The following is a 21,122-nucleotide window of genomic DNA, read 5'->3' on the forward strand; positions in this document are numbered from 1 at the left end:
TCGGGCGGCTCAGGCGAGGTGGGGCTGGCGGCGCAGGGCGCGGAGCTGGGCGAGGTGCAGCGGCAGGTGCACGCGGATGTGCAGGTCCAGCGCCCTGCCCCACGGTAATGAGTCGTCCACGTCCAGGTCGAAGCCCTCGCGTAGCACCGTGTCCACTGGTGTCTCCGCCGCCGGGCCGAGCCGCTCGGCCAGCGCGCACAACTTCTGGCTGGTGGCCCGGAACAACGCGGCCAGACCGTCCAGCCCGCCGCACTCGGAGACCAGCGCGTCCAGTTGCGGACGGTGGATGGTGTCCAGGTCGTAGTAGGCGAACGGCGACCCGGCCAGCACCGCCTCGGTCGCCTCGCTCATCAGCTCGTCGTTGGCGGCGAGGTGCGCGACGATCTGCTCGGCGCTCAGCTGGCCCTCGGGCGGTGGGCCGAACCCGCCCGCGTCGATCTCCACGAACAACTCCTCGTACGCCTGCCGTAGTGCCGGGGCGTCCACCTCGTCCATGCCCGCATCCAACCCTCGCGGCCGCTGCGGCCACCCCGGCTACCGGGCCCGGTTCACCCGGACGCGTGAAGGCCGGCACCCCGTTGGTTCGGGGTGCCGGCCTTCAGCTCTTGGTCTTACTTGTTCCAGTGCTCGGCGACGAGGTCGGCGGCCTGCTGCTCCCACTGGGCGTAGTGGTCCGGGTAGGCCGACACCTGGACGGTCTGGGCGGCCTTGGTCAGCGGCATGTCCTGCCAACCGTCGACCTGCTTCAGACCCTTCAGGAACGCCGTCGTGGAGTACTCAGGATCGGTGATCTGCTCCACCGTGCCCCAACCACTGGACGGACGCTGCTGGAACAGGCCCTGCGAGTCGTGGTCGTTACGGTCACCCAGGTGGCCGAGGTTCTCCAACTTCGACTCCTGCAACGCGGTGGCGATCGAGACGACCGCGGCACGCTCGTCCATGCCGGCCTTCTTCGTCGCCGCGATGATCGCCTTGACGTTCTTGGTCTGCTCGTCGTTCAACTCGATCCGCGACTGCTCACCCTGCACGCCATGCGGGATCAGCTTGTCACCCTGCACCGCGACACTCACCGGCTTCACGCTCGCGGTCGTGTCGGCCGCGTGGGCGGCCACCGGGCCGGCGAACACGCCACCGGTGAAAGCCAGACCAGCAATACCCAGAACGCTCTTACGCAGAATCGTGTTCATCAGAAATGCTCCATTCGGGGGTCGACGCACCCGCGGGGGACGGGATACGTGGGCACCGTCAGGCGCTCAAAAGTCTTCGAGGGGATCCGGCTGCTCGCGGGGCACAGGGGGTGCCTCTACGCGGCGCCGGAGACGTGTTCAACGACCGGCGGGCCGGGATGATTCCCGGGCCTTCACGGATACCGCCCCGCTCGGGGGCGAGCCCTTGCTCGGTCGTTCACCCGGTTACAACGCCACCGACCCGCCACCGATTCCGCCTCCACGGTGCCGCCCACCACCCCCGAACCGGACACCCACCCCAGAACCCCCGCCCCGCCGGGCAGACCGCCCCACTCCGCCCACCCGTGCTCAAGGAGGTGAGGGCACAGATCTTGCAGTTTGAGCCCCCGGAACGCCCTGTTTGCGAGGCTCGTGGGGTATGCAAGTGCAAGATCGCGCGGGCTCGGAGGAGGAGAGCTAGGCCGGTTCGGCGCTGCGAGAGCCCCCGACGTCTCGGACTCCGGGGGTCGGCGATCTTGGAGTTGTGGCGCCTCTCCAAGGGTTCAATGAAGCATCGGGCGCATCCTGTTGACGGGTGTGGTCCTCAACCAGGTGCATCTGCACCACTTTGGCGATGCGCCGGATGGCGTTCGCGATGTCGCCGGCGGTGATGGCGAGAGGGCTGGTGATGCTCTCGCCGTCCCGATCGACGTAGAAGCCTGCCTGCTTGTCGAGGTTGCGCTGCTTGGCCGTGGCCGTGAACGTCTCCAAGCTCGGCCACCTCGTACAGCCAGCGTGCCTTGGCGAGTTCCTCCATGGCGAGCACGATCAGCGCCCGCGCCCGGCCGGGGCTGTCATGGGAGGCGAGGAGCGCCGCATCCTCGACCAGCGCCACCGAACGACGTCGTGTCGACGGTGGTCCGAGCCGCCATCAGGGACGCAGATGGTCGATCATGACCCGTTCGACGCGTCGATGAGCCCCTGCAGCGCGTCCCTCGTCGTCGTGAGCTCGGCGATGCGGCCGTCGTACGCCTGGAGATGCTCCACGAGCAGCGGAACTGCGCACGGTTCGAGGCGGTCGGTGTCGTGGATGCAGTCGAGGAGCTCGCGGATAGCCTCCACGGGCAACCCTGCGCCGAGCAGCCACCGGATGGAGCGGACCTGCTCGACGACGGACGGGGCGAACAGGCGCTGGCCGGCGGACGAGCGCTCCGCAGCGATGAGGCCCTGGTTCTCGTAGTGACGCAGCATCCGCGGCGTGGCCGACGTGAGAGCCGCGACATCGCCGATCCGCAGCGCCGCTCCCTGGGTCGCGCCGCTTGCCTCTGCCACTGGTGTCAACTCCTACGGTCGCTTGCATGACCACATCGATCACTCTGTTCAATGGTAGGGCGGCCGAGGCGGCGGACCTCGCGCCACTGGCCTTCGCCGGGTTCGCCCACTTCACCGCGATGCAGGTCCGGGACCATCGTGTGCGAGGGCTGGACCTGCACCTGGCCCGTCTTCGGGACGCCAGCGACGAGCTCTTCGGCCGTCACCTGGCTGACGAGACGATCCTCAAGCAGATGCGCAGCGCTCTGGCGGCCGCTCCCCCGGACGCGTCGCTGACATGCTTCGTCTCCTCGCGGCCGGAAGAGTTCGCCCCCGCTGGGGAGGACGTTGACCTCGACGTGCTGGTGAAGGTCACCGATCCCGCGACTGCGCCGTCCGGACCTCTCTCGCTCGACGTCGTCGAGCACGAGCGGCATCTCCCCCGCGTCAAGCACGTCGGCGAGGTGTCGAAGACGCTCCTGCTCAGGCGCGCGAGCGCCCGGGGCTTCGACGACGCCGCGTTCGCCGACCGATCGGGTCGGCTGAGCGAGGCCACCATCTGGAACCTCGCCTTCTGGGACGGAGAGGCCGTTATCTGGCCGTGCGCCGAGGTCCTCCCCGGCGTCACGATGCAGATCCTGACGCGCCGACTCGACGCACTAAGGGTTCCTCAACGGACGCAGGAGGTCAGGTGCGGCGAGCTCGGCGGGCGTGTCGCGGCCGCGGTGGTGAACTCGTGGACGCCGGGCATCGCGGTCGCGCGACTCGGCGACGAGCCGCTCGTCCAGGACCAGGAATTCCTGCGCATTCTGCACGCCGCCTATGCCGAAGAGCCTGCGGTCGCGCTGTGATCGTCGAGAGCGCTGTGGTGTAACGGCGTGGGCGGTCACCCACTCGTGACCGCCGGCCACCGCGCGGCCCGGTCGAGCTGGAGCGGGGTGGCCACGTCGACCGCGTCCGGAGCGATACCCGAGTCGCGCAGGAACCGACCGTGGGCGGCCGGCTGTCAGCGGCGGCCGTGGCGGGAGCGTAAGTAGTCGGAGACCACGTACTCGCCCAAGTCGTCCAAGTCCGGGGTGAACATGCGGCCACCCGAACGTCGCGCCACCGCGTCCACGAACCGGCGCAGACCCGGGTCGTCGCCCAGCATGAACAGGTTGAGCGTCGCGCCGTACCGGGTCAGCCGGTCCACCTCCCGGATCGTCGCCGAGATGGTCTCCGGCAGCGGCGGCCAGTGGAAGTACGCCTCGCCGTCCTCCGGGTCCAGGTGCGCCGTCGGCTCACCGTCGGTGACCACCAGCACCACCGGCTCGGCACCCGGGTGGCGGCGCAGGTGCCGGCCGGCGATCCGCAGCGCGTGCTGGAGGTTGGTGCCCTGCTGCATGTCCGGCTCCACCGCCGCAAGCTCCTGCTGGGTCAGCGGCATCGCCTCCCGGCCGAAGCCGACGATCTGCAGCGCGTCCTGCGGGAACCGGGTCGCCATCAGGTGCGACAGGGCCAGCGCCGTCTGCTTCATCGGACCCCACCGGCCCTGCGAGATCATCGAGTACGACAGGTCGACGCACAGCACCACCGCCGCCGACGCCCGCCGTTCGGTCTGCACCACCTCGAAGTCCTCGACCGCGAGCGGCACCGGCACTCCGGGACCGGCCCGTCGTACCGCCCGGGTGAGCGTGCGCACCACGTCCAGTGGCTGCTCGTCGCCGTACTCCCAGGGGCGTGACGCCCCGCTCACCTCGCCTGCGGCGCCCGCCGTGCGCAGGTCGTGCTGGCCGCGCGGGCCGGCGGTCAGGTCGGAGAAGACGCGCCGCAGCGCGGTGCTCGCGAGCCGGCGCAGCGCCTTGGGGCTGAGCGTCAGCCCGTCCGCGTCGCGGGTGACCCAGCCCTGGCGGCGCAGTTCGCGTTCCAGCTCCTGCAACCGGCGTACGTCGTCGGCGGCGTCCCGGCCCAGCGTGCGGGCGACGGCCTCCACGTCGACGTCGTCGAGTGTGGCGCCGGGCTGGTCCTGGTCGAGGGAGTCCAGCAGCTCGTCGAGTTCGGCGATCTCGTCGAGCGCGCCGGTGGCCTCGCCGTAGCCGAGCGGCTCGTCGCCGCGTACCCGCTCGCCGCGCTGCCAGTTCAGGTCCGGCCGCAGCGACCGCAGGTGCGCGTCGAGCTGGGACAGTTCACCGGCGAGCCGGTCACCGAGCGACTGGCGCATCAGTCCGGCGAGTTCCTCGCGTTGCCGGTCCGACAGCGACCGCATGAGCCGCTCGCCGGCGGCCGCCCGCCGGGCCAGTACGTCGATCAGCTCGTCGACGTCGGTGGGGCGTTCCGGGAAGAACTCGCCGTGGCGGCGCATGAACTCGGCGAACGCGTCGGTCGTGTCCTCGGAGCGGGCGTGCCGGGCGAGCAGGTCGTTGAGGTCGCGCATCATCTCGGCGAGCTGCCGCTGGACGGCCGGGTCGGCGGTGGCCCGGGCCGCGTCGCGCAGCCCGGCGAACCGCTGCTCCAGCACGTCGCCGCGCAGCCCGTCGAGGATCCGCTGGTACGTCTGCCGCGCCTCGGCGCTGGCCCAGTCGTACTCGGACAGCTCTGACACCGCGCGGGCGGTGGAGCGGGGCAGGTTGTCGAGCACGGCCTCGGCGAACCGGGCGTCGTCGCCGTCGCGGCCGCGCAGCTCGTCGCGTTCGGCGGCGAGCGCCTGGTCGAGCAGCGCCCGGGCCCGGGTGACGGCGCCGTCCAGGTCGCCGCGGCGCAGCGCCTCCCGGCGCAGACGGCGGGCGCGGGCGGCCAGGTCGTCCAGCCCGCCGCGCCCCTGCGGGCCGCGTCGCAGCAGCTCGCGCAGCGATTCGCGCAGGCTGCCGCCGGCGAGCACGTCCGAGCCGACCGCGTCCACCGCGGCGCGCACGTCGTACGGCGGGGCGAGCGGGTCGGGTCCGCCGCGCCACTGCCCGTACCGGAAGCGGTTGCCGCCGGCCACTGTCAGTCCCGGTCCCCGTAGACGGTGCGCCCGGATTCGGTGACGTCCTTGCCGAGCCGGCGGGTCAGGTGCAGCCCTTCCAGCACGAACTCGATGCCGGCTGCGGCCTCCTCCGGGCTGGGGGCGTCGCCGAGCCCGAGCCGGTCGAGCACCTTGGCCAGCCCCGGCACGGTCCCGACCTGGCGCAACAGTTCGGACGAGGAGACCAGTTCGCCGGTCTCGACGGCGCCGCCCTCGGCGACGATCGCGGTGAAGCCGGACAGGTCGAGCCCGGCGAGCCGGGCGCGGAACGTCTCGGCGGTGGCGGTACGCAGCAGGTGCGCGAGCACCTCGATCTCGCGCCCTTCCTCGCCGCTCTCGAACTCGACCTTGCCGCGCAGCGTGGAGGTCACCGACACGGTGTCCCCGATCCGGGCCACCGGCGCCTCCGGCCGGGACGCCGCCCCGGCGCCACCAGCCGAGGCAGCGGCACCGACGCCCGCAGAGGCAGAGGCAGAGACAGCAGCACCTGCCAGCAGACCCGAACGACGCAACGCGGCGGCGGCGACCGTCTCCGCGGCGGCGATGGCGAACCGGGCGGACACGCCGGAGCGCGGGTCCACCGACGGGGACTCCCGCACGTCGCGGGCGAACCGGGCCAGCACCTCCAGCACGTGCTCCGGTACGACGGCGACCAGGTCGGCCTCCTGCCGGATCAGTGCCAGCTCCAGGTCCAGGTCCAGCGGGTAGTGGGTACGGATCTCCGCGCCGAACCGGTCCTTCAGGGGCGTGATGATCCGGCCCCGGTTGGTGTAGTCCTCCGGGTTGGCGCTGGCCACCAGCAGCAGGTCCAGCGGCAGCCGCAGCTGGTAGCCGCGGACCTGGATGTCGCGCTCCTCCAGCACGTTGAGCAGCGCCACCTGGATGCGTTCGGCCAGGTCGGGCAGCTCGTTTACGGCGAAGACGCCCCGGTTGGTACGCGGTACGAGCCCGAAGTGGATGGTCTCCGGGTCGCCGAGCGTGCGGCCCTGCGCGAGGCGGATCGGGTCGACGTCGCCGATCAGGTCACCGACGCTGGTGTCCGGCGTGGCGAGCTTCTCGCCGTACCGCATCGAGCGGTGCAGCCAGCCGATCGCCAGGTCGTCACCGGCCGAGTCGACGAGCGCCTGGGACGCCGGGGTGAGCGGGTGCATCGGGTGCTCGTTGAGTACCGAGCCGGGGATCACCGGGGTCCATTCGTCGAGCAGCGCGCCGAGCGAGCGGATCAGCCGGGTCTTGCCCTGTCCGCGCTCGCCGAGCAGCACCATGTCGTGCCCGGCGAGCAGCGCGCGCTCGACCTCGGGCAGCACCGTGTCCTCGTAGCCCACGATGCCGGGGAAGCGTTCCTCGCCGGAGCCCATCCGGGCGAGGAGGTTGTCTCGGAGTTCCTGTTTGACCGTGCGGTAGCGGTGGCCGGTCGCGCGCAGCTCGCCGAGCGTGCTCGGCAGGTCGGCGGGCGGGACCGGGGAAACCTGGTTGGGAGCGGTCACCCGACCCACGCTAGCGCGCTCCGACGGCCGGCGGCCTCCGTCGTCGATGTCGCGACAAGGGAAGCCGCCGGAGCGCCGCTCACTTACCGAGGCGGGCGCGGACCATCCGGGGTACGGCGGCCAGGCCGGTGACCGGACGGAACGCGTGCGCGGCGGCGACCAGTGCGGCGTACTCGTCGTCGGCGAGGTCGATCTCGGCGGCGGCGGCGTTGCGTTCCATCTGCTCGACCCCGGAGGCGCCCGGGATGGCCACCACGTTCGGGTGCCGCAGCACGTACGCGAGCGCGATCTGGCTCGGCGTGGCGTCGTGCGCGTCGGCGACCTCGCGCAGCGTGGCGATCAGCGCGGTGCCGCGTTCCAGGTTCTCCGGCAGGAAGTACGGGTTGGCCCGGCGTACCGCCCCGGCGGGCGGGTTCGTGGCGTCGTAGCGGCCGGAGAGGAAACCCTGCGCCAACGGCGAGTACGCGATGACGATGCGGCCGGCCTGCTCCGCGTACGGGATGAGGTCTTCTTCGGGGCCGCGGTCGATCATGCTGTAGCGGACCTGGTTGCTCAGCACCCGGCGGCCCAGCGCGGCCTCGGCGAACCGCCACCGGCGCAGCCCGTAGTTGCTGACGCCGACCTCGCCGACCAGCCCGACGTCCTGCAGCGAGCGCATGCCGCGCATGGTGGTGGTGTCGGCGACCACCGGGTTGGCCTGGTGCACCTGGTAGAGGTCGATGCCGTCGACGCCGAGCCGGGCGGCGGAGGCGACCGCGCGCTGCTGCACCACCGGGGCGACCGGCAGCAGCGGGAAGATCTTGGTGGCGACCACGACCTTGGCCCGGTCGTCGCCCAGGGCCGCGCCGAGGATGCGCTCGCTGCGGCCGAAGCCGTACAGCTCGGCGGTGTCGAACAGGGTGACGCCCAGGTCGAGCGCCCGCCGGACGATCTCGGCGGCGCGGCGCTCGTACTCGGGGCCGTAGCCCCACTCCTTGGAGCCGAACTGCCAGGTGCCGAGGCCGATCTTGGAAATGGGCTTGGGGGTGTCGAGCCGCACGTAACGCATGAGGCCGAACGTACCCGGGCTGCTGCGTGCGCACTCCGGTCCGGACAGAATGGCCTGGTGACCTACCTCGCCAGCGATGACCGTTACCACGAGATGATCTACCGGCGCAGTGGCCGCAGCGGGCTGAAGCTGCCGGTCATCTCCCTCGGCCTGTGGCACAACTTCGGACCGGACCGCCCCTTCGAGCGGCAGCGCGACATCGTCCGCCGCGCCTTCGACCTCGGCATCACCCACTTCGACCTGGCGAACAACTACGGCCCGCCGCCCGGTTCGGCGGAGGAGAACTTCGGCCGGCTGCTCGCCGGCGACCTGAAGCCGTACCGGGACGAGCTGGTGATCTCCAGCAAGGCCGGTTATCTGATGTGGCAGGGCCCGTACGGCGAGTGGGGTTCGCGCAAGTACCTGATCTCGTCGCTGGACCAGTCGCTGCGCCGCCTCGGGCTGGACTACGTCGACATCTTCTACTCGCACCGGTTCGACCCGGAGACCCCGCTGGAGGAGACGATGGGCGCGCTCGACGCGATCGTCCGCTCCGGCAAGGCGCTCTACGTGGGCATCTCCAACTACGACTCGGAGCAGACCGAGCGGGCCGCCGCGATCCTGCGCGACCTGGGTACGCCGCTGCTGATCAACCAGCCGTCGTACTCGATGATGAACCGCTGGACCGAGAACGACGGCCTGCTGGACACGCTGGAGCGCGTCGGTGCCGGCTGCATCGCCTACAGCCCGCTCGCCCAGGGTCTGCTCACCGACCGTTACCTGAAGGGCATCCCGGCCGACTCGCGGGTGCGCACGAGCGTCTTCCTGGACGAGAGCGACCTCGACGACGAGACGATGGCGACGGTCCGAGGGCTCGCCGCGGTGGCCGAGCGGCGCGGGCAGACCCTCGCGCAGCTCGCCCTGACGTGGGCGCTGCGCGACCCGCGCATGACCAGCCTCATCATCGGCGCGAGCAGCGTCGGGCAACTGGAGGGCAACGTGGCCGCGTTGAACAACCTCGACCTCGCCGGTGACGACCTGGCCGAGGTCGAGAGCCTGCTCGGCTGAGTCACCAGATGCGGCGCCGCCCGGCGCGGTGGTTGCGGACACCGCACGGCCGCCCGGGCGGCGGCCCGCCGGTCCGCCGCAGTCCGACCACCGCCGCCGCGAGCAGCGCGACGACGAGCGCCGCCGCGCCGAGCACGAGGGGCCGGGACAGCGGTCCGCCGTCGGTCACCGTCGCGACCGGCACCGCCGGCTCGTCGTCGGCCGCCGGCACGGCGAGGGTACGCGGAGGCGACGCGCTCGCCTTCGGCGCTGCCGGCGGCGGATCCGACTCACCGCGTGCGGCCCGGAAGATCACGTCCGAGCAGGAGTAGTACGTGTCCTGGGTGTCCGAGTTCTGCCAGATGACGTAGACGAGGTGCCGGCCGGTACGCCCTGCGGGCAGCTTCCCCCGCATCTCGTACGCGCCCGCGCGGATCGGCGGGTCGGTGACCTCGAGGAACGGCTTCTCCTCCAGATCCGCCCAGGTGAGCACGCGCTTCGGCGAGTACGAGCCGGTGGTGACGTAGTACCGGAACGTGCCCCGGTGCGGAATGGTGGTGCGGTAGCGGAACGTGTGCCGGGCACCGGCCGTGAGCGTGGTGGCGGGCCAGTCGGCGCGCGCCAGGTCCAGTCCCCGGTACGCGGACAGCCCGCCGCTGCACAGCTCCCCGTCCGGGATGCGTTCCCGGTCCCGCCCGTCGATCCGGGCCACCCGGATGTTGTCCCACTCGCGTACCGCCGCTCCGGCGGCGATCGCGGCCCGGCAGGCGGGCGTCTGCGCCCGGCCACCCTCGGGCCCGCACGCGGCGGCCCGGCTCAGCGGACTGGTCGGCGCACCGTGCGCCGCGGCCGGCGCGGCGCCCAGCGGCACCGTCGCGGCGACGGCGGCGAACGCGGCGAACGCGCGACGTGCGGCCATGTGATCGACCTCCCGCGCACTGGTACGGGCGCGAGCCGCCAAAGGTTCGATCCGCGCCGATCGGGCCGGGCGGCATGACCGAACGGACAACCGGGGCGGCGACGGACGCCTGATGGGCCCTAGAGTGACGAAACCCTGTGATCGAGGAGCGTCCCTTGTCCGATCCGGTCCCGTCCCCCGAGTCGTCCCGCGCCGCCCCCGCGGCCGGTCCCGCACCGGGCGACGTTCCCGCCCCCGCACAGCCGTACCTGCTGGTCGTGCCCACGATGGAGGGCGCTCCCGCGCCGGTGCCGTGGCCCGGCGCCGAGGGGCAACCAGGCTGGGCCATTCCGGTCAGCGTGCCGCCCGGCACCCAGGGGTACGCGTTGTTCGTTCCGCTGGTCCCGGCGGCCGTCCAGCAGACGGCGACGGGCCAGCCTGCGGTGCCCGCGCAGGCCGCTGCGCCCGCCGCCGAGCGCTCCCCCGTGGAGGGCGCCGCCCCGGCCGCCGCACCGGCCGACCGGCCGACGGGCGGAGAGGCTGTCGCCGCCCCGCCGGACACCGTTCCGGCCGCTCGCCGCGAGCGGGAGGGCGAAGCGTCCCCGGCCACCGGCGACGCGGCACCGTCCACGCCGGATGCCGCCCCGGCGGCTTCGGCCACTACCCAGGCGGCCGGCTCGAAGCCGCCCGTCGCAAGCGCCACCGCAGCGGGTGCGGCCTCGGCCGGCTCCGGTGGGGCCGGGACCGGCGTGCGCTCCGGCGACAGCGCGCCGCAGACGGCCACTTCACCGACGTCCGGCCCGTCGGGAGCCTCGCAGACGCCTGCCGCTCCCCCGGGTGCGCAGCCGACCTCCGGGTCATGGGCCGCGCCCGGCACGCAGCCGGCCTCCGGGCCGCTGCCCGCGCCGGGTACTCAGCGCGCTCCGGGCACGCCGCCTCCGCACGGCGGTGGGCCGACGCCCGCGCCGCCGTACCCCGGAATGGGGTGGGGTGGCCACCCGCAGGCGCCGACGTGGACGCCGCGACCCCAGGTGCCGCGGACCTCGTTCCTCGGCGCGCGGTGGCCCGGCCCGAAGGCGGCGACCGGGCGGGCGGTGCCGCTCGCGGTGCTGGCCGCCGCGGTCGGCAGCGCGGTCTTCGTGCCGCTCGGCCGCGTCGGCGTCGGCTGGTTCCTGGGCTGGCTCACGCTCACGCTCGCGGTGGTGCTGGCGGTCCGGTCGAAGACCGCGGACCTGCCGCGCGCCGACAAGCTCATCCGGGCCGGGTGGGCGGCGGCCGCGCTGGCCCTGATCGCCGTGCCGGCGTTCCGCAACGCCTGGTGGCTGGTGACGTTCTGCGTGCTCGGCGCGCTCGGCTGCGCCACCCTGGCGATCACCGGCGGGCGGCTGGTGCGCTCGGTCCTGTTCGGCCTGGTGGCGACGCCGTTCGCGGCGTTGCGGGGCCTGCCGTGGGTACGCCGGCACATCACCGCCTCGCCGCAGGAGGCGACGGTACGCAAGGTGACCGTCTCGGTGGTCGCCACGGTCGTGGTGCTCGTGGTCTTCGGCAGCCTGCTCGCGTCGGCCGACGCGGCGTTCTCCGAGGCGCTCGGCTCGCTCGTCCCCGAGATCAACATCGGTACGGTGTTCGGCTGGCTGTTCCTCGCGGTGGTGGGCGGTCTGATCGCGGTGGCCGCGCTCTACACGCTCGCCGCGCCGCCCGACCTGTCCACCGTGGATCGCGAGGGTGAGCGCCGTCTCGGCCTGCTGGAGTGGGCCCCGGCCATCGGCGCGCTCACGCTGCTGTTCGCCGGGTTCGTGGTGGTGCAGTTCACCACGCTCTTCGGCGGGCAGCAGCACGTGCAGCGGGTCGCCGGGCTCAGCTACGCCGAGTACGCGCGCAGCGGCTTCTGGCAGCTGCTCTTCGTCACGCTGCTGACGGTGGCGGTGCTCGGCGGGGTGAGCCGCTGGGCACGCCGGGAGCAGCCGGTCGAGCGGATCATGCTGCGCGTGCTGCTCGGGCTGATCAGCGCGCTCAGCGTGGTGATCGTGGCGTCGGCGCTGTCCCGGATGTGGACGTACCAGAAGGTCTACAGCTTCACCGGCGAACGGATCTTCGTGATGGCGTTCGAGATGCTGCTCGGCACGGTCTTCCTGATGATCATCGCGGCCGGCGTCAAGTGGCGGGGCCGGTGGATCCCCGGCACCACGCTCGCGCTGGCTGTCGCGATGCTGCTCGGCCTGGCCGTGCTCAACCCGGAGGACTACGTCGCCCGCCGCAACACCCTGCGGTACGAGCAGACCGGCAAGATCGACGCCTGGTACCTGCGTGCGTTGTCCGCAGACGCCACCCCGGCACTCGCCAAGCTCCCCGACCCGGTCCGCCGGTGCACGCTGAGCTGGATCGCCGACGACCTCGCCGAGCCCGACCCCTGGTACGCCTGGAACCTGGGCCGCCAGCGCGCCCGCAAGGCCCTCGACGAGGTCGGCCCGCAGGCGATCGGCGGCCCGAAGGACTGCCGCCGGGCCGACCAGTTCGACCTGCCGAAGACCCGGCGCCCGCGCTGACGTCGCAGGCCGGGCCGCGAATCCACGCGGCCCGGCCGGACCGTCAGGCCGGACCGCCGCCGAAGCCGATCTCGTTGCCGTCCGGGTCGTGGAAGATCACCTTGCGGACGCCGTTGTCGTAGGTCTCCTGCGCGGTCGGCGTCAGACCCCGGGCGGCGATCGCCGCGACGCGGGAGTCGAGGTCGTCGACGAAGACCGTCTGCATGGCGTGACCGGCGTGCTCGGGCCGCACGTCGACGTAGAGGTAGCGGTGCTCGGCCAGCTCCCACACCGCCTCGCTGTCGTTCGGCCGGAACTGCGGCGGGGCGCCGAGCAGCCGCTCGTACCAGTCCGTCGCCACCGCGAGATCGCGCACCGGAACGCCGGCGAACAGGTCGACAGTCATCCGGCCAATCTATCCGGGTCGACGTGCCGGCGCGGGCTCACGCCGTACCGGCGTTTGAACGCCGTGCTCAGGGCGAACGAGCTGCCGTAGCCGACCCGGCGGGCCACCGCGCCGACTGTGGCGCCGGGCTCGCGGAGCAGGTCGGCCGCGAGCGCCAGTCGCCAGCCCGTCAGGTACGCCATGGGCGGCTCGCCGACCAGCGCGGTGAAGCGCCGGGCCAGCGCCGCCCGCGACAACCCCACCTCGGCGGCGAGCGACGCCACCGTCCACGGCCGGGCCGGGTCATGATGCAGCATCCGCAGCGCGCGGCCGACCACCGGATCGGCGTACGCCAAATACCAGGCGGGTGCGGCGGCGCCCGGCCGGGCGAACCACTCCCGCAGCGCGGCGATGAGCAGCAGGTCGAGCAGGCGGTCGAGCACCGCCTCCTGGCCGGGATCGTCCTTGACGATCTCGGCGGCCAGCAGCGGCACCAGCGGCGTGTCCCAGGACTCGCGCCGCACCACCGCGAGCGGCGGCAGCGCCTCCAGCAGCCGTCGTCCGACAGTTCCCCGCACCGGGTACGTGCCGGTGAGCAGCACGGTCCGGCCGTCCGGCCCGTTGCCCCAGGTGCGTACGCCCCACCGCGTCATCGCGAACAGCTCCCGCCCGTCCGGTGTGGTGCAGCGCTGGCCCGGATGCACGACCACCTGCGGCGCCGTGGCCGGGTCGTCCGCCACCGTGTACGGGGCCGGCCCGCGCACGATCGCCACGTCACCGCCGGTCAGCCGCGCGGCCTGCCCCTCCTCCGGCACGATCCAGCCGTCCCCGCGCACCACGGCGACGAGCGTGAGCGGAGCCTCGTCCCGGATCAGCATCGACCAGGGCGGGGTGAGGATCGAACGCAGCAGGAAGGCACCCCGCGCGCGGGGACCGTCGAGCAGGCCGGAGACGGCGTCCACGAGACGATTGAACACAGGATCGCGCGTCCTGACCATGGGCCGTCTCACCGCCCGGCGCTTCGATGAGGACATGCGACTCGTTCACAACTGGCGCTGGTCGGCGCCACAGTCGGGGCCGGGCTGATGGCGGGCCTGTTCGCCGCTTTCTCATACGCCGTGATGCCGGCGCTGCGCGGCGCGGACGACCGCACGTTCGTGGACGCCATGCAGCGCATCAACGTCACGATCGTCAACGGCTGGTTCCTGCTGGCGTTCCTGGGTACGCCGGTGCTGGCGGCGCTCGCGGCGGTGCTGGCCTGGCGGGGTCCGGCGCGGCCGGCGCTGCCGTGGATCGTCGCCGGGCTGGCGCTTTACCTGGTGATGTTCGTCGTCACCGTGGCGGTGAACGTGCCGCTGAACGACGCGCTCGCGGCGGCCGGCACGGCCGATGTGGCTGCGGCACGCGAGCGCTTCGAGTCCGCCTGGGTCACCTGGAACGTGGTCCGGGCGCTGGCGAGCACTGCGGGGTTCGGCGCGCTGTGCTGGGCGCTGGTGCTCGCGGGCCGCGCGACGGGTTGAGCGGCTACGGCTTGTCGTCGACCAACGGCAGGTAGCTCTCCGGCAGCCAGCGCACGACCACCTTCGGGAAGAGCGTCCCGCCGAGCCGCCGGTAGAAGCGCTGCGCCGCCTCGTTCTCCGGCTTCACCTCCCACCGGATGACGAGCCGCTCGGCGGCGGCCCGCTCGGCCAAGGCGGTCATCAACCGCAGGCCCACGCCACCGTTCCGAGCCTCGGCACGGACGAACAGGTCGTCGAGCGCGAGGATGTCGACGCCGCTCCACATGTGCAGGCGCCGCTGCGCGGAGACGTAGCCCAGCGCCTCGCCGTCCCGCTCGGCAAGCAGGACCGTCACGTCGGCGCGGCCCAGCACCTCGCGCCACCGCTCGGGGGTGGCGCCGACATGCTCGCTCTCCCCCTCGTGGGCCGCGATCTCCCGGACCAGGGCGTCCACCACGGCCGCGTCGTCCGGACCAGCCTGGCGGATGCGGATGGCGTCGTTCACGGTGTTCTCCTCACGGTCGGATCACGGGCGGACGATCATGATCATCCCCGGAAGGCGTCACCCCATGATCCGACTTTCGGGCCGTCCTCGATCAGGGCGTCGGCCGGTACGGCGCATCCCCCACGATCACGCTGCGCTCAACTGCGGCCCGCGCTGTTTCCGCTGGTCGTTCAGCTCGGCGGCACTCTCGCCGGGCAGGGAGCGCGTGCCGTCCGATCGGCCGGCGAAGCGGGCAAGGGCGACTGTGTTGCGCCGCCGCAGAACCGCCGCCGAACCTGCATCTGCATGCATTCACTATGCCTGCATCGAGGAGGCCGGAAGACAACAAACACCCGGGGAGGGTTCCCAAGTGTCGGGGCGGCAGTCGGATCCCGCCGGCCCACCTAATCGCGCCGGGGGCCCGTTCTGATCAGCGCGAGCGAGATCACGATCACGACGATGCCGAGGCCCGCCAGGACGGTCGGCGCCTGCAGGAGCAGATCCTCCGTCGCGTACCCGTCGGGCGTGGCAGCCCGGGTCGGATCCGTCCTGTCGACGCGTACATCGAGTAACTCCCCGACGCGGAACTCACTCTCGTCGAGTTCGCTGGAGAACCGCTCCCGGTGCCGCACGCCGTCGAACGTGTAGTCCACAGTCAGCCTGTTGGCGGAGAACGAACGGGTGATCCTGAACCGTTCGACGTGGACCACTTCGCCTGTCGTCTCGGCGCCGACGCGAATCCGCTCGTCGATCGCCTCGTTCAGCCGACCGGTGAGCAGCATCCCCCCGCCGATCAGGAGGGTGCCCAGCACAACCGCGAGGACCAGCTTCAACTCTCGCCAGCCGAACGGGCCCCCCACTACCGGCCTCCTCGTGCCTCGGTTCGCATCGGTCAGTCGCCGGCCGGGACAAGTGCGTTGTGAAGTGTTCCGACGCCTGCATCAATGGTGTGGGCGGCGCACGGGGCGATCCAGATGTTGGTGCGCTGCTCGTCCCGCCGTGGACGCGCCCAGAGGCCGCGTGTGAACCTGATCGACAGTTCAAGGTCAGATGTTGGACCACCTGACAAGCAGCCCGGCAAACTTGTACAATTTATTGTACGTAACGCTTGGGAGGCAGCAACATGCGCACCGTTCCCTACTCGGAAGTCCGGCAGAACCTGGCCAAGATGCTCGACCATGTCGTGGACGACGCCGAGGAGGTGGTGGTGACCCGCTCCGGCCGGGAGGCCGCGGTCATCATCTCGCTACGCGAGTACGAGTCGTTGAAGGAGACGGCCTACCTGATGGCCAGCCCTGCCAACGCGCGCCGCCTGAATGAAGCCGTCGAAGAGCTGCGCAACGGGGGTGGGGAGATGCACGACCTGATCGACCCCGACGCCGGTTCAGACGAGGCGTCGGCAGCGTGAAGGTCCAATTCGCCGGCAAAGGCTGGGAAGACTATCTGACCTGGCAACGAGATCGCCAAATGCTCAAGCGAGTGAACGCCTTGATCGAGGACATCCGACGCCACGGCCACCAAGGCATCGGCAAACCGGAGCAGCTCCGCGGAAACTGGGCGGGATTCTGGTCGAGACGCATCGACCAGGAACACCGCCTCGTATACCGGATCATGGACGACACAGTGCAGATCGCGCAGTGCCGCTACCACTACGAATGAGGTACCGGACTCCCGCCGAGGGGCAGGGCCCTCAAGGCGGTCTGCGTGCCGTCGTCATGCAACTCGCCGTAGAGAATTTACGACCGGCAGGCGGGCAAGCATCTGGAGCTTCTCACCGGCTATGGCTGAAGCTAGGTTGCGCCCCTGACGACGGCGTCCCGACCGTGACGGCTGCTGCTGGCGGCACAGGCCGCCCTTCCCGAGGATCCGGTTGCACGACAGCCGGAGAAACAAACCAGCAGCCTGGTCGAGCAATCGTCGACCAGGCTGCTGGTTTGCTGTTCCAAGGGTGGAGCCGAGGGGACTCGAACCCCTGACCCCCACACTGCCAGTGTGGTGCGCTACCAGCTGCGCCACGGCCCCTTGCGGTCGTCCCCGGTCGCCCGGGCACGGAGAGAACTATACACACGCCGCCCCGCATGGTCATCTCGCGGGGGTCCCCCGCCGAGGGGGTCAGTTCAGCGCCACGTCCGGCGGGAAGTGGGCCACCGCCGCCATCATGCCGCCCTGCCGGCGCAGCACCATCGGCCAGAGATCATCCGGTCGGTCGACGAAGGCGTCACCGGGCAGCGCGTCGAACACGAACCAGGAGCCCTCCTCGATCTCGCGCTCGACCTGCCCGGCACCCCAGCCCGAGTAACCGGCGAAGACCCGGATCCCGCCGACGGCCTCGCGCAGCTTCTCCGGGTCGACCGAGAGGTCGATGGTGCCGACCGCGCCGGAGACGCGGTGGAAGCCCTTGACCGGCCGGACGGGGTGCCGCATCCGGGCCAGGCAGATGGCGGAGTCGGGCTGCACCGGGCCGCCCTCGAACAGCACCGCCGGGTCGCGGGCGAGGTCGCTCCAGTCGCCGAGCACGTCGGCCACCGAGACCTCGGTGGCCCGGTTCAGCACCACCCCGAGGGCACCGCCGGGTTCGTGGGCGACGAGCAGCACGACCGTACGGTCGAAGTTCGGATCCTTGAGCCCTGGTGTCGCGACCAGCAGTCGTCCGGTCATCGACTCCATGGCTCGGCCACCGATCGCCTGCCCCTCACTCTGCATGTCCGACACCCGTCAGCCGTGCGCCCGTACGGGCCCGCGGCCGTCGACCGTCCACCCTGTCAACGCCATGTCACGCACCATAGCCTGCACCCGGCCCGCTGGTTAAGGTCTGACGGGCGGGTGATCACGACGGATCGAGGGAGGGCCGGATGGCGGCGCAGGCCGAGCTGGCGGTGATCGGCGGGTCGGGGCTCTACGCCCTGCTCGACGGGGTGGAACACGTGGTGGACACCCCGTACGGCGAGCCGTCGGGCCCGATCACCGTCGCCGAGGTGGGCGGTCGCCGGGTGGCGTTCCTGCCCCGCCACGGGCGCGATCACCGCTACCCGCCGCACCTGATCCCGTACCGGGCGAACCTGTGGGCGCTGCGGTCGCTGGGCGTACGCCAGGTGCTGGCGCCGTGCGCGGTCGGCGGCCTGCGGCCGGAGCTGGGTCCGGGGACGTTCGTGGTGCCGGATCAGTTGATCGACCGCACGAGCGGGCGCACGCAGACGTACTACGACAGGGGCGCGGTGCACGTGTCGTTCGCCGACCCGTACTGCCCGGCCGGGCGGCGCACGCTGCTCGACACGGCGGCCGGGCGTGGCGTGCCGGCGGTGGACGGCGGGACTGTCGTCGTGGTCGAGGGTCCGCGCTTCTCGACGCGGGCGGAGTCGCGCTGGTTCGCCTCGATGGGCGGCACGATCGTCAACATGACCGGTCACCCGGAGGCGGTGCTGGCCCGTGAGCTGGCCCTCTGCTACACGTCCATCGCGCTGGTGACGGACCTGGACGCGGGCGTCGAGGCGGGTGAGTCGGTCACCCACGAGGAGGTGTTCCGGGTCTTCGCGGAGAACACCGACCGGCTGCGCGGGCTGCTGCTGGACGCCGTCGCCGCGCTGCCTGCCGAGCGGGAGTGCGAGTGCGGGAGCGCCCTGGACGGGATCAAGCTGCCGTTCCCGCTGCCCTGAGCGCGGGAAGCGCCCGAAAAGTCGCCTTCGGCCCGATAGATTCGGCTGGTCGGGAGACTGGGCACCGGGCCGGCTCCGGCATCCGCGTGCGGAACGGAGGCAGCCGGCGATGGCGACGGTGCGGGAGGCGACCTACGACCTGCTGCGCGCGCTCGGCCTGACCACTGTCTTCGGCAACCCGGGCTCGACCGAGGAGCCGTTCCTCCAGGACTTCCCGGACGACTTCCAGTACGTGCACGCGCTCCAGGAGGCGTCGGCGGTCGCCATGGCGGACGGCTACGCCCAGGGCACCGGCCGGCCCGCGCACGTCAACCTGCACACCGCGCCGGGCACCGGCAACGGCATGGGCAATCTGGTCACCGCCTGGCACAACCGGACCCCGCTGATCGTCAGCGCCGGTCAGCAGACCCGCGAGATGCTGCTGATCGAGCCGCGCCTGGCCAGCCCCCGGGCGGTCGAGCTGGCCCAGCCGTACGTCAAGTGGGCCCACGAGCCGGCCCGCGCGCAGGACATCCCGGCGGCCTTCATGCGGGCGTACGCCTCGGCGGTGCAGCCACCGGCCGGGCCGGTCTTCCTCTCCCTGCCGATGGACGACTGGGACCGTCCGGCCGACCCGCCGCCGCAGGTGCGTACCGTCGCCACCCGGATCGCGCCGGACCCGGACCGGCTGCGCGGCTTCGCCGAGGCGCTGGCCGCCGCCCACGCCCCGGCGCTGGTGCTCGGCGCGGCGGTGGACCGGTCGGACGCCTGGCCGGACGCGGTAGCGCTGGCCGAGCGCCTGGCCGCGCCGGTCTGGGCCGCCCCGGCGCCGGAGCGAGCCGTGTTCCCGGAGCGCCACCCGCACTTCCGGGGCGTGCTGCCGTACGCGATCGGGCCGCTGTCGGAGGCGCTGCGCGGCCACGACGTGGTGCTGGTGGTGGGCGCGCCGGTGTTCCGCTACTACCCGCACGTCCCGGGCGACTACCTGCCCGGCGACGCGCGGCTGCTGCACGTCACCGACGACCCGGACGAGGCGGCCCGCGCCCCGGTCGGGGAGAGTCTGCTCGGTGACGCCGGGCTGACCATGGCCGCGCTGTGCGAGCTGCTGCCGCCGACCGGCCGGGCGGCGCCGTCACCGCGCCCGCAGCCGGCCCCGCCGGAGCCGGCCGACCCACCGAGCGCCGACGCGCTGTTCGCCGCGCTCGCCGCCGCGTGGCCGGCGGACGGGGTGCTGGTGCAGGAGTCGCCGTCCAACCTGGCCGCGCTGCGCCGCCGGCTGCCGATCGACCGGCCGCGCTCGTACCTCACCATGGCGAGCGGCGGCCTCGGCTTCGGGCTGCCCGCGGCGGTCGGCATGGCGCTCGCCGAACGCGACACCGGGCGCGGCCGCCCGGTGGTCGCGGTGGTCGGCGACGGCTCGTTCCACTACTCGGTGCAGGCGTTGTGGACGGCGGCGCGGCTGCGGCTGCCGCTCGCCGTCGTGGTCCCGGTGAATCAGCAGTACGCGATCCTGAAGGCGTTCGCCGACCTGAAACACACCCCTGGCGTGCCGGCGCTGGACCTGCCCGGGTTGGACGTGACGGCGGTGGCGCACGGCTACGGGTGCGCCGGTGAGGTGACCACGCCGGACGGGCTCGGCGCGGCACTCGCCACAGCGCTCGACGCGGACCGGCCGACGGTGCTGCCGGTGGCGATCAGCACCGACGTGCCGCGGATCCTGTGAGCCTCAGCCGGGCTGGACGACGAGCGGGGCGCCGCTGCCGGCGTCGAGCACCACGCGCCCGCCCACCGGCGCGGCGAGCGTGACGCTGACCGGCTTCATCACAAGCTGCATGGTGCACGGGCCGGTGGGCGGGACCACGGCGCCGCCGATCACCACCACGTCCGGCCGTTCCAGCACCAGCGGTGTGGGCGGACTGTCGCAGGCACCGACGCCGAGCACGTAGTCGATGCGGTTGCCCTCCACCGCCCGTAGTTGCTGCGCGGACGCCAGGCCCGCCGGGAGCGGTCTGCTCGGCACCGTGCCGCCGGACACCCGGCCGGTCACGCGCGGCGCGACAGCGACCCGGGCCACGGGTACGGCCAGTTCCTCCACGGTGAACAGCCAGGCGGGCACCTCGGCACGCCCTCGGCTGGTCCACACCGGCGCGCTGCCCAGCCGTACCCCGGTCACGGTGAGCGCCACGCACGCGCCGGGCGCCGAGGTCGACACCGGGTCGTTCGGGCCGGGCCGCCCGGTCGGTGCCGGATCCGGTGCGGCCGGACGCCCGTCGCAGGGCGGCGGATCGCCCTGGTGGAGTTGGGCGTACGCGTCGGCGGCGCTCACCAGCGGCACCCGCAGCGTGCCGTCGGGGAACCGGATCGTGCCGTCCTTCGGCACGTCTGCCGGGATCGGGATCTGGTCCCGGTACCAGCCGGCGTTGAACGCCGTCTTCGTCTCCGCGGTGGTGCCCGGGTCGCCGGTGAGCACAGTGGCGTCCTGGAGCGGGACGTACCCGTCGTGCCAGCCCGGTACGGGCCGCCAGCCGGCTGCCACCTCCTGCGCCCGCTCGGTGAACGCGGGCCGCTGGTCCGGGCCGGCAGGCGGGGCCACCCCCGGATCGGCGCCGGGCGTGGCGCAGGCGGAGAGGGCCAGCAACGGGATCCCGAGGAGGGCGAGCACGCGACGCATACGGGGT

General features: G+C 72.6%; 22 protein-coding genes, 1 tRNA gene and 1 pseudogene. 8 read left to right on the forward strand and 16 right to left on the reverse strand.

Features of this window, described 5'->3' with window-relative positions; translation table 11 throughout:
- Positions 1-9: 9 nt before the first annotated feature.
- The 5 genes and pseudogenes from SM452_RS19725 to SM452_RS19745 all read right to left on the reverse strand — a co-directional run bounded on the left by SM452_RS19725 (position 10) and on the right by SM452_RS19745 (position 2,498).
- Positions 10-495 (reverse strand): hypothetical protein, encoded by a 486-nt coding sequence (locus tag SM452_RS19725; protein ID WP_463840455.1) that lies wholly within the window; start codon positions 493-495, stop codon positions 10-12.
- A gap of 116 nt (positions 496-611) precedes the next feature.
- Positions 612-1,187, reverse strand: coding sequence for a hypothetical protein (locus SM452_RS19730; protein WP_463840456.1), 576 nt, complete (start codon positions 1,185-1,187; stop codon positions 612-614).
- A gap of 456 nt (positions 1,188-1,643) precedes the next feature.
- Entirely contained in the window at positions 1,644-1,937 is a 294-nt protein-coding gene (locus SM452_RS19735; RefSeq protein ID WP_355506445.1) for a hypothetical protein, read from the reverse strand.
- 49 nt (positions 1,938-1,986) lie between these two features.
- Positions 1,987-2,061, reverse strand: a pseudogene (locus SM452_RS19740) (hypothetical protein); the annotation flags it as partial.
- 56 nt (positions 2,062-2,117) lie between these two features.
- Positions 2,118-2,498: a MerR family transcriptional regulator gene (locus SM452_RS19745; RefSeq protein WP_262014961.1), complete on the reverse strand. Its 381-nt coding sequence runs from the start codon at positions 2,496-2,498 to the stop codon at positions 2,118-2,120.
- A gap of 26 nt (positions 2,499-2,524) precedes the next feature.
- On the opposite strand from SM452_RS19745, the gene SM452_RS19750 reads away from it, so the two are divergent.
- Positions 2,525-3,328, forward strand: coding sequence for an aminotransferase class IV family protein (locus SM452_RS19750; RefSeq protein ID WP_262014962.1), 804 nt, complete (start codon positions 2,525-2,527; stop codon positions 3,326-3,328).
- Positions 3,329-3,483: 155 nt separating this feature from the next.
- On the opposite strand, the gene SM452_RS19755 is transcribed toward SM452_RS19750, so the two are convergent.
- The 3 genes from SM452_RS19755 to SM452_RS19765 form a co-directional block, all read right to left on the reverse strand.
- Positions 3,484-5,439, reverse strand: a complete 1,956-nt coding sequence (locus SM452_RS19755) for a vWA domain-containing protein (RefSeq protein ID WP_463840457.1) — start codon at positions 5,437-5,439, stop codon at positions 3,484-3,486.
- A gap of 2 nt (positions 5,440-5,441) precedes the next feature.
- Positions 5,442-6,956, reverse strand: a complete 1,515-nt coding sequence (locus tag SM452_RS19760) for a magnesium chelatase (protein WP_262014964.1) — start codon at positions 6,954-6,956, stop codon at positions 5,442-5,444.
- 70 nt (positions 6,957-7,026) lie between these two features.
- On the reverse strand, positions 7,027-7,995 hold the full coding sequence (locus SM452_RS19765) for an aldo/keto reductase (protein ID WP_047894557.1): 969 nt from the start codon (positions 7,993-7,995) through the stop codon (positions 7,027-7,029).
- A 57-nt stretch (positions 7,996-8,052) separates the two neighbouring features.
- On the opposite strand from SM452_RS19765, the gene mgrA reads away from it, so the two are divergent.
- Entirely contained in the window at positions 8,053-9,042 is a 990-nt protein-coding gene (gene mgrA / locus SM452_RS19770) for an L-glyceraldehyde 3-phosphate reductase (protein WP_262014965.1), read from the forward strand.
- 1 nt (position 9,043) lies between these two features.
- Here mgrA and SM452_RS19775 read toward each other — a convergent pair whose 3' ends face one another.
- On the reverse strand, positions 9,044-9,940 hold the full coding sequence (locus tag SM452_RS19775; RefSeq protein WP_355506455.1) for a lytic polysaccharide monooxygenase auxiliary activity family 9 protein: 897 nt from the start codon (positions 9,938-9,940) through the stop codon (positions 9,044-9,046).
- Between the two features lie 155 nt (positions 9,941-10,095).
- Here SM452_RS19775 and SM452_RS19780 point away from each other — a divergent pair, with 155 nt between their 5' ends.
- Positions 10,096-12,465, forward strand: a complete 2,370-nt coding sequence (locus SM452_RS19780) for a DUF4153 domain-containing protein (protein WP_463840458.1) — start codon at positions 10,096-10,098, stop codon at positions 12,463-12,465.
- 43 nt (positions 12,466-12,508) lie between these two features.
- On the opposite strand, the gene SM452_RS19785 is transcribed toward SM452_RS19780, so the two are convergent.
- Together SM452_RS19785 and SM452_RS19790 are read right to left on the reverse strand one after the other, a co-directional pair.
- Positions 12,509-12,850 (reverse strand): VOC family protein, encoded by a 342-nt coding sequence (locus tag SM452_RS19785; RefSeq protein WP_262014968.1) that lies wholly within the window; start codon positions 12,848-12,850, stop codon positions 12,509-12,511.
- The gene (locus SM452_RS19790) at positions 12,847-13,791 is read right to left on the reverse strand and encodes an AraC family transcriptional regulator (RefSeq protein WP_262014969.1); all 945 of its coding nucleotides are present in this window, start codon (positions 13,789-13,791) and stop codon (positions 12,847-12,849) included. The genes SM452_RS19785 and SM452_RS19790 overlap by 4 nt, the downstream gene beginning before the upstream one ends.
- Before the next feature lie 123 nt (positions 13,792-13,914).
- Here SM452_RS19790 and SM452_RS19795 point away from each other — a divergent pair, with 123 nt between their 5' ends.
- The gene (locus SM452_RS19795) at positions 13,915-14,349 is read left to right on the forward strand and encodes an anthrone oxygenase family protein (RefSeq protein ID WP_463840459.1); all 435 of its coding nucleotides are present in this window, start codon (positions 13,915-13,917) and stop codon (positions 14,347-14,349) included.
- A gap of 4 nt (positions 14,350-14,353) precedes the next feature.
- On the opposite strand, the gene SM452_RS19800 is transcribed toward SM452_RS19795, so the two are convergent.
- Positions 14,354-14,833 (reverse strand): GNAT family N-acetyltransferase, encoded by a 480-nt coding sequence (locus SM452_RS19800; protein ID WP_262014971.1) that lies wholly within the window; start codon positions 14,831-14,833, stop codon positions 14,354-14,356.
- A 383-nt stretch (positions 14,834-15,216) separates the two neighbouring features.
- On the reverse strand, positions 15,217-15,672 hold the full coding sequence (locus SM452_RS19805) for a DUF3592 domain-containing protein (RefSeq protein WP_463840460.1): 456 nt from the start codon (positions 15,670-15,672) through the stop codon (positions 15,217-15,219).
- Positions 15,673-15,935: 263 nt separating this feature from the next.
- On the opposite strand from SM452_RS19805, the gene SM452_RS19810 reads away from it, so the two are divergent.
- Complete coding sequence (locus SM452_RS19810) at positions 15,936-16,220, forward strand: type II toxin-antitoxin system Phd/YefM family antitoxin (RefSeq protein WP_357208030.1); 285 nt, start codon at positions 15,936-15,938, stop codon at positions 16,218-16,220.
- Positions 16,217-16,471 (forward strand): Txe/YoeB family addiction module toxin, encoded by a 255-nt coding sequence (locus SM452_RS19815; protein ID WP_262014974.1) that lies wholly within the window; start codon positions 16,217-16,219, stop codon positions 16,469-16,471. The genes SM452_RS19810 and SM452_RS19815 overlap by 4 nt, the downstream gene beginning before the upstream one ends.
- 290 nt (positions 16,472-16,761) lie before the next feature.
- On the opposite strand, the gene SM452_RS19820 is transcribed toward SM452_RS19815, so the two are convergent.
- Positions 16,762-16,834: transfer RNA gene (locus SM452_RS19820), tRNA-Ala, on the reverse strand.
- A 90-nt stretch (positions 16,835-16,924) separates the two neighbouring features.
- Entirely contained in the window at positions 16,925-17,515 is a 591-nt protein-coding gene (locus SM452_RS19825; protein WP_091418814.1) for a YqgE/AlgH family protein, read from the reverse strand.
- Between the two features lie 149 nt (positions 17,516-17,664).
- On the opposite strand from SM452_RS19825, the gene SM452_RS19830 reads away from it, so the two are divergent.
- The gene (locus SM452_RS19830; RefSeq protein ID WP_194798444.1) at positions 17,665-18,465 is read left to right on the forward strand and encodes an S-methyl-5'-thioadenosine phosphorylase; all 801 of its coding nucleotides are present in this window, start codon (positions 17,665-17,667) and stop codon (positions 18,463-18,465) included.
- 109 nt (positions 18,466-18,574) lie between these two features.
- A complete protein-coding gene (gene mdlC / locus SM452_RS19835; RefSeq protein ID WP_463840461.1) occupies positions 18,575-20,167 on the forward strand; it encodes a benzoylformate decarboxylase in 1,593 nt (530 codons plus the stop codon).
- Positions 20,168-20,170: 3 nt separating this feature from the next.
- Here the strand turns inward: mdlC and SM452_RS19840 are convergent, their stop codons facing one another.
- On the reverse strand, positions 20,171-21,115 hold the full coding sequence (locus SM452_RS19840; RefSeq protein ID WP_463840462.1) for a hypothetical protein: 945 nt from the start codon (positions 21,113-21,115) through the stop codon (positions 20,171-20,173).
- Positions 21,116-21,122 lie beyond the last annotated feature (7 nt).

The sequence above is a fragment of the Micromonospora sp. SYSU B005 genome, from assembly GCF_055362685.1.

Bases quoted from the DNA above. Each gene is read 5' to 3' on its own strand.
- SM452_RS19725 (WP_463840455.1), bottom strand. From the start codon at position 495: ATGGACGAGGTGGACGCCCCGGCACTACGGCAGGCGTACGAGGAGTTG.
- SM452_RS19730 (WP_463840456.1), bottom strand. From the start codon at position 1,187: ATGAACACGATTCTGCGTAAGAGCGTTCTGGGTATTGCTGGTCTGGCT.
- SM452_RS19750 (WP_262014962.1), top strand. From the start codon at position 2,525: ATGACCACATCGATCACTCTGTTCAATGGTAGGGCGGCCGAGGCGGCG.
- SM452_RS19765 (WP_047894557.1), bottom strand. From the start codon at position 7,995: ATGCGTTACGTGCGGCTCGACACCCCCAAGCCCATTTCCAAGATCGGC.
- SM452_RS19775 (WP_355506455.1), bottom strand. From the start codon at position 9,940: ATGGCCGCACGTCGCGCGTTCGCCGCGTTCGCCGCCGTCGCCGCGACG.
- SM452_RS19785 (WP_262014968.1), bottom strand. From the start codon at position 12,850: ATGACTGTCGACCTGTTCGCCGGCGTTCCGGTGCGCGATCTCGCGGTG.
- SM452_RS19795 (WP_463840459.1), top strand. From the start codon at position 13,915: ATGGCGGGCCTGTTCGCCGCTTTCTCATACGCCGTGATGCCGGCGCTG.
- SM452_RS19810 (WP_357208030.1), top strand. From the start codon at position 15,936: ATGCGCACCGTTCCCTACTCGGAAGTCCGGCAGAACCTGGCCAAGATG.
- SM452_RS19825 (WP_091418814.1), bottom strand. From the start codon at position 17,515: ATGCAGAGTGAGGGGCAGGCGATCGGTGGCCGAGCCATGGAGTCGATG.
- SM452_RS19830 (WP_194798444.1), top strand. From the start codon at position 17,665: ATGGCGGCGCAGGCCGAGCTGGCGGTGATCGGCGGGTCGGGGCTCTAC.
- mdlC (WP_463840461.1), top strand. From the start codon at position 18,575: ATGGCGACGGTGCGGGAGGCGACCTACGACCTGCTGCGCGCGCTCGGC.
- SM452_RS19840 (WP_463840462.1), bottom strand. From the start codon at position 21,115: ATGCGTCGCGTGCTCGCCCTCCTCGGGATCCCGTTGCTGGCCCTCTCC.